The organism is Paenibacillus sp. ACRRY, assembly GCF_022346995.1.
Lineage (GTDB): Bacteria > Bacillota > Bacilli > Paenibacillales > Paenibacillaceae > Paenibacillus.
The window spans coordinates 376,461-392,444 of record NZ_JAKRNM010000004.1 but is presented as its reverse complement, the minus strand read 5'-3'; the positions used below and the strand labels follow the sequence as shown (position 1 = coordinate 392,444).

The window sequence follows — 15,984 nt, the reverse complement described above, 5'->3', positions numbered from 1 at the left end:
TTATTCAATCTAACTATTAACATCCATGTGATGTCCAAGGAGAATGTGAATATTCATGTTAAAGAAAAACCTATTGCTTGCTCTGAGCATTTGCCTGATATTTGTGCTTGCCGCTTGCGGAACTGCCAGCAATTCTGACTCTTCATCCGCTGCTGGCAGCACTTCCAAGGGTAGTACTTCCGAGCAGCAAGATAACAGTCAGGCTTCTGGAGAACAACGCATCGCGTCGATGTCCATCCACCTGACCAATGACTTGCTGGCGCTTGGCATCACACCCGTGGGTTCCGTTATTGGTGGCGAAGCCAAAGCATTCCTGTCCCATGTTGCGGATCAACTGCAAAACACGACGCCACTTGGTCCGGTGAAAGATCCAGATATGGAAGCCCTGCTTGCCCTGAAGCCGGATGTTATCTATCTGGATGAAGAATATTCCGGTGATGACATTGCCAAGTTTGAGAAAATTGCTCCTGTGCATGTATTCAATCTGGATGATGGCACATGGCGTGATCACCTGAAGGATATTGGCAAGCTGGTTGATCGCGAGAAGGAAGCAGAGCAATATATTCAGGATTATGCGGCAGAGACCGAAGACGTAAAATCATTAATCCACGACGAGATCGGTGAAGGTAGCGTGATGGCTATCCGTGTAACTGCCAAAGAATTGCGTGTATTCAGCACGCGCCGCCCAATGGGGCCAATCTTGTATGATGATCTTGGACTGACCCCGGCCAAAGGCATAACGGATATTGATTCCACCAAGCCTTACCAGGTGATCTCCCGTGAAGTGCTGCCAGATTTCGATGCAGATGCCATCTTCGTGGTGGTTAACTCGGATGAGGAAGCGGAGAACATGTTCAAAGAACTGCAAAATAACCCGATCTGGCAAGGGCTAAACGCCGTTAAAGCCGGTCACGTGTATACCATCGGCGCACAGCCTTGGCTGGACTATTCCGCAATCGGCAACAAAATGGCAATGGATGAGGCCAAAGAGATGTTTACCCAAAAATAAACCAGCACATCACTGGGAAAATCACAAAAAAACCTCGCTTACGAACTGGAGAGGGAACGCAGACTTCTGTCCTGTTCTCCTCCGTCCGAAGCAGAGGTTTTTTCTATATATTAATGAAAGCCTGTCATCCCTCATCCTCATAAGGTACAAACGACAATCTCAACATCCGTGTCAGCAAACGTATCCTGAATAATGCCGCTTACTTTGTCCCATTTCAGCCTGTCGAGCCCGCAACCAATCTGCGGCATGGCCAGCTTACTGATGTCTTGTTCTAGACAGATGTCTCGCATCGATTGCACCGCACGGGTAAACGATGAATAGGTTGGTTTATTCGAGAACTTCGCCTTGGTCACCAGATTCAACGTACGACCTACCGGGTAACACCGTCCAATCTCAAGAGGTTCCTGCTTGGCCTGCTCCTGTAGAACCTGAAGCCCGAATCTTTCCCGAAACTGTACTGCAATTCCCGCCCCCATGCGGGCATCAGCGGAAATACAATGAGCCAGCGTATAGGCATCATCCATAGCAAATAAATCCTGTTGGATCTCATGAAATTGCATCTAGCTCATCCCCTTCTTCACATTTTAAAATGCCTCATTTGCTGTTCAAAGCAATTGTTCTTGAAACGCCTTGAGTATTCTCTGTCCCGTTGATCTGTCCAACACAGCAAATACAATTTGCTCAAAGGACTGCCTGAAATTCTCCTGTACCAGGACATCATGGAAATACCTCGCCACATCCACCGGGTCATTCCGGAACACCCCGCAACCATAAGCCCCCAGAACAAGGGTAGAATGTCCATTCATCGTTGCCACGTCCAAAATATACCGAATTCGTTCTTTCATGACCGATTCGATCTGCTGATCATCTGCCTGCCCTCGTTCCTTCACAACACCAGCATTTACGGCAGGTGCCGTAATAAAAGCCGTCGTGTAATATTGGGCTAGCAGCCGATCCTCGTCATCACGTATGATGGGTACATTTGGTGAATAGATCATGTAGTCTGAATACAGGCAGGTGCGCAGCTTACGATTATGATCATACATTTCATTCATTTGTGAAATACAAGGATATAACCCGGTAGCCCGGGCGAGACTCTCTTCTTGTGCCTGACTTCCACCCAGGAAACCTCCACCCGGATTTTTTGCTGAGGCAAAGTTAAGACAAACGACATCCGTTCTCCCTTCATCTACAACGAGACGCGAAGCTGCTGCAAGCGTCGTCTCACCGGTGACTTCAATCTTGGCGGCTGCAGACTTAGGCGCTGCTTGTAATTGACGCACCTGCTCCCGAAGTTCGGGAAGCTTGTTCGGACGGTATAAAACGGAGCCCTGAATCGCTCGTTTCAGGTCTTCATCAATCGACACCCTGCGGTCAAATCCGTTGATGTACTGCCCCTCTTCCAGGATGGCCAGTGTTTCCTGGGCAATGCGAGCCCGGCCCGAGCGCTGATTCGTGCTTTTTAACTGGTTATTTTTCATATGCTGGTGTGCATTCATTCTAATCACTTCCTATCTCATCTCTTAGCCGGGTCAGAATCTCACCAAGCCAGTTGGTTCCTCTCCAAGTTCTGCGATGGCGGATACGTGGATCTTCCTCTGCCAGTCCAACGCCCCAGATCCGGTCATCCGGGCTTGCTTCCACAAGGGTCGTGCCACGGGTGGCGAGCAATGCGGCGAGCAGGTCTTCATTTTGTGTGAATTTGGCCTGGTTACCTTCATAAACAATGCGTTTGCAGTTCGCTTCCCATATTTTCTGGTCGAACCCTGCTACCTGTCTGCCGAGCTTTTTTTGAACTGAAGCCGAGCTCGCCTTCAAAATCTTGTCCCCCATGGCCTGATCGCCAAACAGCAGTGCTTTTTGATGCATCATGTACTGTTCAGCACTCGTATAACTGATTCCGTTCACCGTAAAATCAGCCGGATGCCACTGGGAAAAGGGGGATGCGGTACGCCAAAAAAAAGTAAACTTCTCCATGATTCCTGATGTCCTCCTTTCAATAAAACAATTATGTTGTCATACGCTCCGGGTTCAGTCTGTATAAGCGGGAAGGACGATGCCCTGCATTGCCCGTAAACTCTTCGGTTTCGATCACCCAATCCGCGATTTTGCGCCGGAAGGCTGCAGCTAGAAGCTTTTTGCCACTAATAATCTCATAGACCTTCTGCAGGGCCGTCAGCGTAAATGTCTCCGGCATCAGATTAAAAGCAATATCCGTATACTCCACTTTGGATCGTAATCGTTCCAGCGCATAAACCATGATCTTGGCATGGTCAAACGCTATGCCCTCCACTTCCAAAATGTTCATGCTGCTGCTTCGCACGCTTCCTTCCACAGCTTCCTTCACCTCAATGACAGCCGATAGCTCCTCTGTTCCATTCGACAACGTCAGCTGCACTCTTCGTTCCGTCGTACGACCTCGTTCATGAATATGACGCTTCTCCTCAAGGAGCCGCTGTTCTACCCTGAACCAGTCCGCATCACTCGCATCATCGCCTGCTTCCAGCTCAAGCTCGCTGCTATCAACGAGCGCCATGTATGAGCAGCTGATTACCCTTGTACGAGGATCGCGTTGCACATCGCCCCACGTGTACAACTGCTCCAGATAGATGTCATCCAGCCCGGTCTCCGTAACCAGCTCGCGGCGTGCTGCATCTTCCAGAGATTCCTGCATGGACACGAATCCACCCGGTAATGCCCACTTGCCCATATAGGGATGACCACCGCGGCGAATCATCAGCAGCTGCAGTGCCGGTTCAGCAAGTTTGCGATAATTGGACTGAGCTTCGCTCCTTATCGTGAAGACAAGCATATCTACCGTCACCGAAGGACGCTCATAATCACCTGCATTATATGTCTCCAGAAACTGCTGCTCGCTTATATTGCCATGATTCAGATGGTCCAATGGTCGGCCCTCCGAATAACCTTCATTTGTCATATTTAAAACTCCATTCTGTTATTAACAAAATGTTATTAACAATTAGATAATAAGAAGTTAACACATCTATTAGCCTTCGTCAATATTTCCCATATTGAAAAAAATAAGTGCAGTACTTGCTGTTTATTTTAACACATGTGTGTTATATTGTTTTTAATTCACTCGTACTATAAAAGGAGGATGATCCGCAGGAATGAAAAGAATCGTATTATTGGATGTTCTTAGAGGATTTGCGATTATAGGTACACTGGGGACGAATATTTGGCTTTTTGCTTACCTGGGCGATCTGAACAAAATGTTTGGAGATCCGCTTCAGCCCTGGTGGTCCTCAGGTGATCGTGTACTGCAAACACTGATGCTTATGCTGGTCAACGGAAAATTTCTCGGACTGCTTACTCTTCTCTTCGGGGCAGGCATGGAATTAAAACGGCAAAAAGCGCTTCGTGAAGGATATGTCTGGCCGGGCGTTTACATATGGACATGTGTGCTGCTGCTCATTGATGGATTGCTGCACTACACGTTAGTCTTGGAATACGATGTGCTGATGAGTTATGCAATCACTGGCATCATCGTGTCCTTCATCATCAACCGTTCCCGCCGCTTTATTTTGATCGTGATGGGGCTCATGGGTGGTATCCATCTCATCGGAGTGGGCGGAATTACCGCACTGTTGGCCTTTACAGAGAGTGGTGCCACCTTCAATAACATGGACGTGATTGCCAAGCTATACGCCACGGGAACATGGTGGGAGCAGGTTCTATTCCGGCTGGACAACTTTGCTTTCTTTCGAACAGAGTCCATCATCATCATGCCGCTGAATATATTTCTGTTCCTGCTGGGTTCCATGCTCATGCGTGCAGGCCTATTCTCAGACGAGGCATCCGGACGTCTTAGACGCCGCAAATGGATGAATTTCGGGCTTGCCGCCGGCATTCCTCTGAACTTGCTCCTGCTGGTGCCGGGAGGTAGCATGGACTTGTTTGTTCGGTACATCAGTGCACCGATCCTTACGTTCGGCTATCTTGGGCTAATCGCTTACATGCTGGAGAAAAATAGGTTCGCCAGTCTGTTCAGGCGGTTCGAAGAGATTGGCAAGATGGCATTGAGCTGTTACATTCTGCAAAACATTCTGGCTTCCGCCATCTTTTACGGATGGGGTCTGGGACTTGGTGGTTATCCCCCTTCGCTTGTGATTGTGTTACTGTGGGCCGGCATCTGTATCGTATTGATGTTATTCTCACATGTATGGCTGCTCAAATTTAAATGGGGACCGGTCGAATGGTTATGGCGCAAGCTCTCCATCTCTCCTGCCGTCAAATCACAGTCACGGACTGAACAGATGTAATATAAATGGTTCCCTGAATTGAGCAACACAGTATTTCACCCTCTCTAGTTCGAGCTGCGGATCCGTTCCGGAGTTCTTTTTGTTATGTGCAAAACCTGCATCGCTCCGTGCGGGTATACGTCGCATCCACCTTTTAAATTTGACCTTACAAATGCCTTGACGATATGTAAGATCAAACTTATGATTTAGTTAGTCGACTAATTAAAAGGAGGGTAGCTTATGAATTCAGCCCGCAACGAACGGCTGCTCGGACAGTTATCCGAACTTGTGAAGCTGCATCGCTATAAAGTTCATGAGAAGCTGGTGAACCACCCCGAGCTGTACCCCGGACAACCGCCACTGCTGTTCCAGCTTGACCGTCAAGATGGTCAAACCCAGAAAAGTCTGGCCGAGCAGCTTCGCCGTGCTCCTGCAACCGTTACGGTCATGCTGAAACGCATGGAAACATCGGGATATGTAAGGCGTGAAGCCGATCCGAATGACCAACGCAGTCTGCGTGTCTATCTGACCGACCAGGGCCGCAGCGCGCTCAAGGATTTGAGAGAGGTATTTCAGGAACTGGAGCACCAGGCTCAGGAAGGATTTACACCAGAAGAAACGCAACTCATGTCAGCGCTTGCACAGCGCATGATTCACAACCTTCGTGAATCCTGATTTACGCACGCATTTTTAGCAGCATGATTTTTAGACTTCATTGAATGAGGTGATTTTTCTATTGTGGACGTTAAAACGATTTTTGACGCCTTATAAGTCAGCCGCCATACTCGCTCCACTCCTTATGGTGCTGGAGGTAGCCATGGACCTGCTTCAGCCGAAGATGATGTCCAGCATCGTCGATGATGGTGTGCTTGCAGGCGACCTGCCCCATATTGTACGCACAGGGCTGTTCATGCTTTTGTTTGCCCTCATTGGCTGGGTTGGCGGAGCAGGCTGTACGCTCTTTTCCAGTAAAGCGTCTGTTGGATATGGCACCGATCTGCGCCAGGAGCTGTTCGACCATATTCAAACCTTTTCCTTCCGTAATCTGGACACATTCCAGGAAGGCTCGCTCATTACACGTCTAACGAGTGATATCACACAGATGCAGACCTTTGTGCAGATGCTTCTGCGAATGTTCATCAGATCGCCGATGCTGATCATCGGCAGTATTATTATGGCATTTACGATCAGTATCAAGCTGGCGCTGATCCTCATGATGACCGTACCCGTTCTCTTTGTCATTCTGTATATTCTCATATCCGCTTCCTATCCTCTGTTTGCCAGCGTGCAGAACAAGCTGGATCAAGTCAACGCCGTTCTCCAGGAAAATCTCGCTGGGATTCGTGTCGTCAAGGCTTTTGCACGGGCAGGCACGGAGAAAAAGCGTTTCAATCAATCCAATGAGGATTATACGGGAACAGCGGTGAAAGCCTGGCGCATTGTTACGCTGAATGCACCTGTACTCAGCCTGATGCTGAATGCGACGATTGTGGCCGTATTGTGGTTTGGCGGGTTTCAGGTTGTAGGAGGCGATATTGCAGCCGGGGATCTGATTGCTTTTATCAACTATGTAACGGTAGTGCTCTCCTCCCTCACCTCCATCGGTATGATGATGATGAGTTACTCCCGGGCCAAGGTGTCTGCTGCACGGATCAACGAGGTTCTACATACAGAGCCGGACATTCAGTCAGGCCATGAAGCTCATAGAGAGAATACATTGCCGAATCAGGCAATTCAGGTAGGAACCAATCCGGCATCCACGACCACTGGCCAACCAGGTGAGGTGGAATTCCGGGACGTTTCGTTCCGTTATGACGGCGAAGATGCCCTCACGGGAGTTAATCTTACTGCGCGAGCAGGGGAAAAAGTGGCTTTACTCGGTTCCACCGGTTCAGGTAAGACATCACTCGTGCAGCTGATCCCCCGCCTATATGATGCCTCACTCGGTGAAGTACTTGTTGGCGGCGTTAATGTACGGAACTGGGATCTTCAGCTCCTGCGCAGCAGAGTGTCCATCGTATTGCAGGAATCCATTCTGTTCAGCGGCAGCATTCGGGATAATATTGGCTTCGGCAGACCGGATGCCACGGATGCCGAGATTCGTGCGGCGGCGCAGGCAGCGGCAGCGGATGAATTTATCATGAACCTGAAAGATGGATACGACACGGAGCTTGGACAGCGGGGAGTCAATCTCTCCGGCGGGCAGAAACAGCGTATTTCCATTGCGCGTGCCCTGCTCATGCGGCCGGATGTTCTTATTTTGGATGACAGTACGAGTGCAGTCGATTTGCGGACCGAAGCAAGCATCCAGAGAGCACTCCATTCCCTGATGAAAGACAGTACAACCTTTTTAATTGCACAGCGCATATCCTCGGTGAAGGATGCTGACTGTATTTACGTGCTGGATGAGGGGGAAATCGTGGCAAGTGGTACACATGACGAACTCATGGCCAATTCCACACACTATCGATCCATTTATGATTCACAACAACGGAAGGAGGATGTTCAATTTGGCTAAATCTGCATCTTCCTCCACGCAGCCACCTGTCGTTCCTCCCATCGGAATACCTGGACCGGGCCGGGGACCTGTTCCGAAAGTAAGAGCCAAAAATGCCAAACACGCCATCCTGCGAGTCTGGTCTTACATGGGACGCCATCGCAAAGGGGTTATTACGGCTCTGGTCCTTACCGCTCTGGGAACACTACTTAATCTGGCGGGGCCCTACCTTCTCGGCCGTGCCGTCAATGAGCATATCGTGCCGAAAGTGACAGATGGCCTTTTGAAGGACTGCCTCCTGTTACTGACGGTCTATGTCCTGAGTTCGCTAATGATGTGGGGACAGTCTTATGTCATGATCGGCGTATCCCAATTGACGGTGAAGGATCTGCGTCAGGCTTTGTTCTCCAGGCTGCAGCAGCTGCCCATAAGCTTTTTTGACAAAAATCAAAGCGGAGACTTGATGAGCCGGGCTACCAATGATATTGATAACGTGTCCACTACCCTGAATCAGAGCGTGACCCAGCTGATGTCCAGTGCAATCCTTCTTGTCGGTTCGCTGTCGATCATGCTTGCTCTGGATATCCGGTTGACGCTTCTCAGTCTGGTGACCGTGCCGTTAATCACGATTGCCACCAAGCTGATCGCTTCCAGAACACGCAAACATTTTTCTGCCCAGCAGAAGCTGCTCGGTGAGCTGAATGGTTATGCGCAGGAAACGATCGCCGGACAAAAGGTGGTTGCCGCCTATAACCGTCAAGAACAGGCACACCAGCATTTTGAGAACCTGAACGAAAAGCTGCGTACAGCCAGTACACAGGCGCAAACCGTATCCGGGCTGGTTGGACCTACGATGAACGTCATGAACAATATTGGATTTGCCATTCTCGCAGCAGTTGGTGGATGGATGGCCTACCACGATTTAACGTCCATCGGACTGATTGTAAGCTTTCTCGCTTATTCCCGGCAGATTGAGCGGCCTCTTAACGATCTTGCGAACCAGTACAACCTGATTCAGGCAGCCATTGCCGGTGCCGAGCGTGTATTTCAGATTATGGATACGCCAAGTGAATACGATGAGAAACAGGAGAAACAGCTGGATCACATTCAAGGCAAAGTTGTTTTTGATAATGTATCCTTTGGATACAATTCCGACAGAGCGATTTTGAAAAATGTCAGCTTCACCGCGCAGCCTGGCGAGATGATTGCCCTCGTGGGACCAACGGGTGCCGGCAAAACAACCATTATTAACTTGCTCCCCCGCTTCTATGAAATTACAGGCGGAAGCATTACCATTGATGGCACGGACATCTCGGAGCTGGAGAAGGATCACCTCCGGCGCGGACTCGGCATTGTGCTGCAGGATGCCTACCTGTTCTCGGGAACCATTCGTGATAATATTGCCTACGGCAAGCCGGATGCGACCGATGAGCAGATCAGGCAGGCAGCTAAGCTGGCCAATGCCCATTCATTTATTCGCAAGCTGTCCCAAGGTTACGACACCCCCATTATTGCGGGCGGAAGCAATCTGAGCCAAGGACAGCGGCAATTGCTGACGATCGCTCGGGCCATCCTCGCCGATCCGGCCATTCTCATTTTGGATGAGGCAACGAGCAGTATTGATACCCGCACGGAAATGCAGATTCAGGAGGCGATGCGCACGTTGATGAAAGACCGGACCAGCTTCGTCATCGCCCACAGATTGAGCACGATCCGGGAGGCAGATCAGATTCTGGTGATCGATTCAGGACAGATTGCCGAACGAGGTAACCACGAGGATCTCATGCAGCAAAAAGGGTTTTATTATCAGCTCCATCAAGGTCAGCTAAACTGATCCATCAACTAAGCAACAACATCAAAACGCCGCACGAAGGTTCCGTTATTTCGGACCTGTGCGGCGTTTCATTTTATCGCTTCATTCGTACAATTCCTCGTGTAGTTTTATTTAAAAAATTCAATGTGTGTTCCTTAAATTCAGAAGGAGGTAAGTTGTTTATTGCTTCAATCGATTGATCGAGAGTTCGCTTTTGGCGAAATAAAATGGTATTAATCTTTTTTATCGTGCTTATTTCTTCATTTGTAAATCCATTTCTTCTTAGACCAATGATATTAATACCATGTATATACGAACGTGAACCATCTACTAAAGAATATGGAACAATATCTTGTGAAACTTTACTTCCCGCCCCAATCATTGCAAATCTTCCGATGTTACATGATTGATGTACACCAGAACCACAACCAAAAGTAATATAGTCTTCAATATTAACATGTCCGCCAATTTGCACATTATTGACGATAACGTTATGATCTCCCATTAATACATCATGTGCAATATGAGCATAATTCATAATAAAATTGTTATTTCCTACTCTCGTGAAACAATCTCCTTTTGATGTGCCTTTACATATGGTGACATACTCTCTCACGATATTATTTTCTCCAATAATGAGATACGATTCTTCACCTTGGTAACTTTTATCTTGTGGATCTGAACCGATAATGGCACCATGCGAAATATAGTTATTCCCCCCCATTATTGTGTTAGGCCCTATGATAACGTGGCTTCCAATCCTACACCCGCTGCCTATCTTTGAATTTTCTTCAATGATACTGAAAGGTCCGACTTCGACATTGTCCTCAATTACTGCTGTAGGATGAATAATGGCTGATTGATGTATCATTTAGCACCTTCCTTTGTTTTGGAAAGTGCATCAAGTTTTTCATTTAGTTTTTTTATTGTTTTTGGGAGTCTGGAAAGTGCAGCCGATTCTCGTAGTTGTCTCTTATGTGAACGAGCTATATATCCCGACACTATCGAGTTCTCAGGCATGTTTTTAGTAACCATAGTTCTAGCTAAAACAACGCAGTTGTGTCCAATGGTGATATTATTAATAACCGCACTTCCACCAGCCATTATGACGCGATTACCTATTTTCGACGAGCCGCCAATTGCACTTGTGCCTGCGATAATGCAGTGCTCACCAATTTGGACATTATGACCAATTTGAATAAGGTTGTCCATTTTGGTTCCTTTACCAATGGTTGTTGAATCAAGTGTTCCGCGATCAATAGTGGTGTTTGCACCAATTTCAACATCATCAAAAATAATGACATTTCCAATATGGGGGATTTTCACTTGTCTTTGCCCATCCCATTCAAAACCAAACCCGTCAGCGCCAATCACTGCTCCTGAGTGAATGATGACATTATCTCCGATGAAAGTATCATGTAAAACAGTGACATTAGGGTGTATCAAACAATTCGTTCCAATGGTCACATTTTTACCGATAAATGAGTGCGCGGAAATGATTGTATGATCACCAATAGAAACATCTTCTTGGATTACCACCAAATCGTCAACTTGCACATTGTAGCCTAACTTTACCGAAGGATCGATTGTTTTTGATGCTACTACACCACTACTTGTAGTTTCCTGATTAAACATTTTAATTAAGCGAATAAAACCGAGCCTAGGATTTTTCACCTTAATAACAGGTACTTTAAATTCTTTTATTGTTGTTTCTGGCACAATGAAGGCTGAAGCATTACATTGATCTAATTTGTTTAGATTTTTATCTGTAACAAAAGCAATTTCTCCCTCTATAGCAGCATTAATTGAACCTACGCCTGTTATAATGACATTGCCATCACCTATTAAAATTCCATCTAACTGTTCAGAAATTTCATTTAAATTACATGGCACGATATAGTCTCCTTTTTGTATTTAGATTAGATTATTTAATAATTCTCGAGCGAAAACAGTATTCAAATAATGAGAGGTTCCCGATCCTATGATTTTTGCATGAAAAGAGGGATTCAAAGCTAAATCGCCAATAAGATCCAACAACTTGTGACGAGACAATTCATCATGAAAGCGTAAGTTGGGATGAATTTCCTTATTACCAACAACTATTCCATGCTCTAATGAAGCTCCTTGAATCAAACCTTTGCTTCTTAAGTACATTATTTCTTCTTCAAAACAAAATGTCCTAGCTGGCGCAATATCAGTTAAGTAATCGTTTTCTATAAAATTAAAATTGGATATTTGATCCGAGAGGTAGGCAACTTTATGTTCATTTTTAAAACAAACGCAATAGGAAATCATTGAGGAGGGATAAGCTTCAAGAAAAGAATTACCGTGTTCAACTCTAACTTTTTGTTGTAAATGAAGGTACGTTTTTTTGACTTCTTGCTGCAGATGGCCAACTTCTGAAATCTTGGCTGCAATGTGGGTAGAGCTTCCATCAAAAATAGGTAATTCTTCACCATTAACATCAATAATTACGTTATCGATGCCCATCCCGCGTACAGCAGACATTGTATGTTCAACCATAGATACAGTGTATCCATGCTTGTTTTTAAGCTGTGTGCAACGTTCTGTATTGGATACATTACCGATTTTAGCTTCAATAATTTCATATGGATCTACATCCACTCTTCTAAAAACAATACCCGTGTTTGGTTGTGCAGAATGTAAAGTTATCTCTGACAAATTCCCACTATGTATAGCAATGCCGTCTAATGTAAAACCATTACGAATCGTTTTTTGGTACATAGCATCCCCTCCATTTTATTGAACATTAGTCTACTGAAATAATTTCTCGCATGCGGATCCTATTTTACATGTATTATATCGATTATGATTAGCTGATGTTGTCGATATTTGGAGGTTCGTCAAATTCACATTGAAGTAAAAATTCGGTAATTAAACTAAAACAAAATGTTATTATCTTACGAGGTATGACACGTATGAAGATGTTCACAGTGCCGTTCACCGTTATATGTGATACTACAATAACTAACGTTAAACGGAGTATTTCGGCGGTCTGTTTCCGAATGAATGCTCAAGAACAGCAAAACAAGAAAACCTTAGCACTCATTGAGCTAAGGTTTCTAAATAAACTATTTTTTTTGTTTTTTATCTGTCTATTTAACGGTGAGTAGTTCAGCGTTTTTGTTTGCTGGAATTGCCCCCATAGGTAAATGAAGGGTGAATGTAGCGCCAATCCCTATTTCACTATGAACGGTAATTTTGCCATGATGGTCCAAAGCAATTTTCTGACAAAGCGCCAGTCCAAGTCCTGTACCTTCTTCCTTGGTCGTATAAAATGGATCAAAGATCATCGCCAGTGTGTTCTCCGGAATACCGCTGCCAGTATCCGTAATCGAGATAAGTGCTTCTTCTCCATCATGTAACAAACCAATACGCACTTCACCCGGATCTTCCATTGCTTCAAAAGCATTACGAATCAGATTAATCAGAACCTGTACAATCTTGTCCCGATCCATATTGACCACAACTGATTCGCCTGCCATCTCTAATGTAATCCGGTGACCGCGAGATGCTGCATCTGACTCGGTTAATGACAAAACACGCTCAAGGCACTGGTCCAGCTTCTCCGGTTTCATTAGATGAGCCTGCGGCTTGGAAAATTGCAGAAACTCTGCAGTCAGGTCCGTGACCCGGATCACTTCGCCCATAATCACTTCATACCAGGGGGCAATATTGAACGCTTGTCCGCGTGACAGCTGCAGGAATCCACGAATCGCCGTGAGCGGATTACGGATCTCATGCGCCATGCCGGCTGCCAGTTCTCCAACAGCCCGAAGCCTTTCTGAACGGTAGATCTCTTCTTCATTCTTGATCCACTTGCTGCGCTGTGCCTGAAATAACCGTTCCTCTGCAACCGTTATGAACTGCTGGAGGGTCTCTGCTGTCTCCGGATAGATCGAAATGCTATACGTGACCTGTAATCCTTTCAGATCTGTGGTTTGCATCGTACTCATTCGTTCCTCGATACCCGCAACCTCGGGCAAAATGATCGAAAATCGATCTCCGGCATAACGGGATACCCCATATGCATCCGCAAAATGCTTGGAGATGCTCCCCCCTGTCCCCGCTATGATGGTGCTCCAATTGTCTTCCACTTCCTTGTTGAATCCGTTGAAGTTCTGGATGTTCAGAAGAATGAGCAAAAAGGAGCGCTGCTTCTCTGCCGTCTCTTGCAGTGCATTCATATATCCTTCATAGTTGAGCAGCCCTGTAAGCGGGTCGTGCAGGGTGAGGAATTGATTTTTTTCGCGCAATCTGCGCTTTTCAGCTTCGCTGTTAATCAGCGTATGATATAGAAAAATGATAACAATTGCTGTGAGTAGATCGAATAGGGAAACCGACAATGTGTAGGCATCTATCGTTACGTAGGATAGCCGAATCCCTGTATATTGAAGCACGAGCAGGAGAGAAATGGGCAGGGTCTGCTCTACGCGCTGTTTGTCCTGAATCATTGTCATGATGAGCAGGTAATATAACATGTTACACCAGTTCAATTCACTGAAATAATGGAATACGCCAAGGAAAATCCATTGGATTTTTTGTAATACAGGATATCGTCTTTCTCCATAAATGCTAGCAACAAATAAGACACCGGCAAGGATCATCCATGTGAGGCTGGAAGTACGGTCCAAAAAATAAGAGGACAGGATTACAAGCAGGCAACCCAGTGGGAAAATAACCCTTTTCATCGTGTACGTTAGCAAACAGCCTCGCCCCCTTTGACAATCTACTCACATCTAACATTTTAATTACATGTATTATATCGATTATGACTAGCTAATGTTGTCGATTAATGGAAGCTCTCCAAATCGGAATGGATAGGGCTCATGGGTTATATACCATTTATTTAGCGTCTTGAATAGCTGTTCTGCACATAATTCATCCTTTTTCTGGTATGTTATAATACAATAATGGATTTATTTTCAATAAAACTGGAAGTTGAAGGTGATTTTCATGGTGGAACGTAGAAGACCATACGGAATTGGCACATTTTCTCTGCTCATTGTGGCTTTGGGATTTGCATTTAATTATGCATGGGGGCCTGAGGATTTTCGGTTCAGTTATTATTTATTTCATCAGATGAATTGGCCCATCTATAGCAAAGGTGACGAAGGATTTGTCATTCCAACCGTCATCACTGCGATCTTCTGGATCCCTGCCATCATCATTGCCAGAAAACACAATGTACACTATGGTACAAAAACCGCTTCGATCTTGGCCGGAATGATGCTGCTCGTCTGTTTCATTGGCCCTTTGGCTACTGTACTCGAGTGGCTTATCTATTCTTAAACACAAAGCCAGCGCTCTGACATTCCAGAGCGCTGGCTTTGTTCTTTCCTCTCAACATAACTATTTCTTCGCCATATATTTGCGGATATCAAATGCAACGGCCGCGACTATAATTAATCCTTTAATAATCAGCTGCCAATAGGGACTTACACCGATAAAGGTAAGACCGTAGTTGATGACGCCGAAGATGAGCACACCGGCCATAACGCCCGGCACCGTACCGATACCTCCGGCAGTTGAAACACCGCCAACGACACATGCCGCAATGGCATCCAGCTCATACATATTGCCGTAGTTATTCGTCGCTCCACCTGTGCGCGCTGCCTCCAGCACACCACCCAGTCCATACAATGCTCCCGCAATGGCATATAGAGCAATCAAATTACGTGCGACGTGAATTCCCGACACATGTGCGGCCTGGATGTTGCCACCAATGGCGTACATATTTTTGCCGAGACGGGTTTTGTTGAAAACGACCCAACAGATTAATGCTACTGCAATCGCAATCAGTACAATATAAGGGATCGAGTAGCCACCGCCCAGATCAATGTAGCCTGATCCGATCACCGTGAAGTCCGGTCTAAGTCCTCCGATCGGCTGTGACTGGTTGGGCTCTGTATCAAAATAAATTGAGTTCAACCCGTAGACAGCCACCATCGTTCCCAGTGTCGCGATAAATGGAGGCACATGCAGTTTGGCGACAATAATCCCGTTTACCAATCCGACAATCAGACCAGCCACAATCCCGATTATAATGGGGAACCCGACCCATAAATGAGGCAGATCCGGGAAGAAGCGATTGGCATATTCGTCAATTTGCAGCATGGATGCGGATACGACAGCCGTCAGACCTACCACCCGTCCAGCAGAAAGATCGACCCCGCCAGTGACAAGGATGAAGGCCGCCCCAAGTGCGATAATGGCCCGTGTGGAGGATTGCTGTAAAATATCCCGAAGTGTAGAGAAAGCAAGGAAGTTCGGGTCCGCAATGGCAATGCCGATGACAAGCAGAATAAGTACGATAAAGATGGCCCGCTGCGTTACATACTGTTTCACCTGATTGATTACTTGCGTGTTCATCTGTTTCCTC

At 46.3% G+C, this 15,984-nt stretch carries 15 protein-coding genes; 6 read left to right on the top strand and 9 right to left on the bottom strand.

What is annotated here, in order from left to right; genetic code table 11:
* Positions 1–55 precede the first annotated feature (55 nt).
* The gene (locus MH144_RS17690) at positions 56–1,009 is read left to right on the top strand and encodes an iron-hydroxamate ABC transporter substrate-binding protein (protein ID WP_239302596.1); all 954 of its coding nucleotides are present in this window, start codon (positions 56–58) and stop codon (positions 1,007–1,009) included.
* 137 nt (positions 1,010–1,146) lie between these two features.
* On the opposite strand, the gene MH144_RS17685 is transcribed toward MH144_RS17690, so the two are convergent.
* From MH144_RS17685 to MH144_RS17670, 4 genes are read right to left on the bottom strand one after another with little or no spacing between them, the layout of a single operon-like run.
* The gene (locus MH144_RS17685) at positions 1,147–1,569 is read right to left on the bottom strand and encodes a macro domain-containing protein (RefSeq protein ID WP_239302595.1); all 423 of its coding nucleotides are present in this window, start codon (positions 1,567–1,569) and stop codon (positions 1,147–1,149) included.
* Positions 1,570–1,614: 45 nt separating this feature from the next.
* Positions 1,615–2,508 (bottom strand): TIGR02452 family protein, encoded by an 894-nt coding sequence (locus tag MH144_RS17680; protein ID WP_239302594.1) that lies wholly within the window; start codon positions 2,506–2,508, stop codon positions 1,615–1,617.
* Position 2,509: 1 nt separating this feature from the next.
* Positions 2,510–2,986, bottom strand: coding sequence for an NADAR family protein (locus MH144_RS17675; protein ID WP_239302593.1), 477 nt, complete (start codon positions 2,984–2,986; stop codon positions 2,510–2,512).
* 31 nt (positions 2,987–3,017) lie between these two features.
* Positions 3,018–3,947: an NUDIX hydrolase gene (locus MH144_RS17670; RefSeq protein WP_239302592.1), complete on the bottom strand. Its 930-nt coding sequence runs from the start codon at positions 3,945–3,947 to the stop codon at positions 3,018–3,020.
* 193 nt (positions 3,948–4,140) lie between these two features.
* Between MH144_RS17670 and MH144_RS17665 the strand changes: the two genes are divergently transcribed.
* From MH144_RS17665 to MH144_RS17650, 4 genes are all read left to right on the top strand, one after another.
* Positions 4,141–5,292: a DUF418 domain-containing protein gene (locus MH144_RS17665; RefSeq protein ID WP_239302591.1), complete on the top strand. Its 1,152-nt coding sequence runs from the start codon at positions 4,141–4,143 to the stop codon at positions 5,290–5,292.
* Positions 5,293–5,511: 219 nt separating this feature from the next.
* Positions 5,512–5,946 (top strand): MarR family winged helix-turn-helix transcriptional regulator, encoded by a 435-nt coding sequence (locus MH144_RS17660; protein WP_239302590.1) that lies wholly within the window; start codon positions 5,512–5,514, stop codon positions 5,944–5,946.
* Positions 5,947–6,007: 61 nt separating this feature from the next.
* Complete coding sequence (locus MH144_RS17655) at positions 6,008–7,789, top strand: ABC transporter ATP-binding protein (protein WP_239302589.1); 1,782 nt, start codon at positions 6,008–6,010, stop codon at positions 7,787–7,789.
* Complete coding sequence (locus tag MH144_RS17650) at positions 7,773–9,602, top strand: ABC transporter ATP-binding protein (protein WP_481857372.1); 1,830 nt, start codon at positions 7,773–7,775, stop codon at positions 9,600–9,602. The genes MH144_RS17655 and MH144_RS17650 overlap by 17 nt, the downstream gene beginning before the upstream one ends.
* Before the next feature lie 73 nt (positions 9,603–9,675).
* Here the strand turns inward: MH144_RS17650 and lpxA are convergent, their stop codons facing one another.
* The 4 genes from lpxA to MH144_RS17630 all read right to left on the bottom strand — a co-directional run bounded on the left by lpxA (position 9,676) and on the right by MH144_RS17630 (position 14,308).
* The gene (gene lpxA / locus MH144_RS17645) at positions 9,676–10,452 is read right to left on the bottom strand and encodes an acyl-ACP--UDP-N-acetylglucosamine O-acyltransferase (RefSeq protein WP_239302587.1); all 777 of its coding nucleotides are present in this window, start codon (positions 10,450–10,452) and stop codon (positions 9,676–9,678) included.
* Positions 10,449–11,474, bottom strand: coding sequence for a UDP-3-O-(3-hydroxymyristoyl)glucosamine N-acyltransferase (lpxD, locus tag MH144_RS17640; protein ID WP_239302586.1), 1,026 nt, complete (start codon positions 11,472–11,474; stop codon positions 10,449–10,451). Before lpxD ends, lpxA begins: the two co-directional genes overlap by 4 nt.
* Positions 11,475–11,495: 21 nt before the next feature.
* Positions 11,496–12,326 (bottom strand): UDP-3-O-acyl-N-acetylglucosamine deacetylase, encoded by an 831-nt coding sequence (lpxC, locus tag MH144_RS17635; RefSeq protein WP_239302585.1) that lies wholly within the window; start codon positions 12,324–12,326, stop codon positions 11,496–11,498.
* A gap of 371 nt (positions 12,327–12,697) precedes the next feature.
* Complete coding sequence (locus tag MH144_RS17630) at positions 12,698–14,308, bottom strand: sensor histidine kinase (protein ID WP_239302584.1); 1,611 nt, start codon at positions 14,306–14,308, stop codon at positions 12,698–12,700.
* A 253-nt stretch (positions 14,309–14,561) separates the two neighbouring features.
* Between MH144_RS17630 and MH144_RS17625 the strand changes: the two genes are divergently transcribed.
* Positions 14,562–14,894 carry a hypothetical protein gene (locus MH144_RS17625; RefSeq protein ID WP_239302583.1) on the top strand — a complete coding sequence of 111 codons (333 nt, stop codon included), beginning with the start codon at positions 14,562–14,564 and terminating at the stop codon, positions 14,892–14,894.
* Positions 14,895–14,954: 60 nt separating this feature from the next.
* On the opposite strand, the gene mglC is transcribed toward MH144_RS17625, so the two are convergent.
* On the bottom strand, positions 14,955–15,974 hold the full coding sequence (gene mglC / locus MH144_RS17620; RefSeq protein ID WP_239302582.1) for a galactose/methyl galactoside ABC transporter permease MglC: 1,020 nt from the start codon (positions 15,972–15,974) through the stop codon (positions 14,955–14,957).
* Positions 15,975–15,984: the final 10 nt, after the last annotated feature.

Excerpts from the sequence above, each read along its gene's own strand:
- MH144_RS17675 (WP_239302593.1), bottom strand. The coding sequence starts at position 2,986 with ATGGAGAAGTTTACTTTTTTTTGGCGTACCGCATCCCCCTTTTCCCAG.
- MH144_RS17665 (WP_239302591.1), top strand. The coding sequence starts at position 4,141 with ATGAAAAGAATCGTATTATTGGATGTTCTTAGAGGATTTGCGATTATA.
- lpxA (WP_239302587.1), bottom strand. The coding sequence starts at position 10,452 with ATGATACATCAATCAGCCATTATTCATCCTACAGCAGTAATTGAGGAC.
- MH144_RS17650 (WP_481857372.1), top strand. The coding sequence starts at position 7,773 with ATGTTCAATTTGGCTAAATCTGCATCTTCCTCCACGCAGCCACCTGTC.
- MH144_RS17690 (WP_239302596.1), top strand. The coding sequence starts at position 56 with ATGTTAAAGAAAAACCTATTGCTTGCTCTGAGCATTTGCCTGATATTT.
- MH144_RS17680 (WP_239302594.1), bottom strand. The coding sequence starts at position 2,508 with ATGAATGCACACCAGCATATGAAAAATAACCAGTTAAAAAGCACGAAT.
- MH144_RS17670 (WP_239302592.1), bottom strand. The coding sequence starts at position 3,947 with ATGACAAATGAAGGTTATTCGGAGGGCCGACCATTGGACCATCTGAAT.
- mglC (WP_239302582.1), bottom strand. The coding sequence starts at position 15,974 with ATGAACACGCAAGTAATCAATCAGGTGAAACAGTATGTAACGCAGCGG.
- MH144_RS17685 (WP_239302595.1), bottom strand. The coding sequence starts at position 1,569 with ATGCAATTTCATGAGATCCAACAGGATTTATTTGCTATGGATGATGCC.
- MH144_RS17660 (WP_239302590.1), top strand. The coding sequence starts at position 5,512 with ATGAATTCAGCCCGCAACGAACGGCTGCTCGGACAGTTATCCGAACTT.
- lpxC (WP_239302585.1), bottom strand. The coding sequence starts at position 12,326 with ATGTACCAAAAAACGATTCGTAATGGTTTTACATTAGACGGCATTGCT.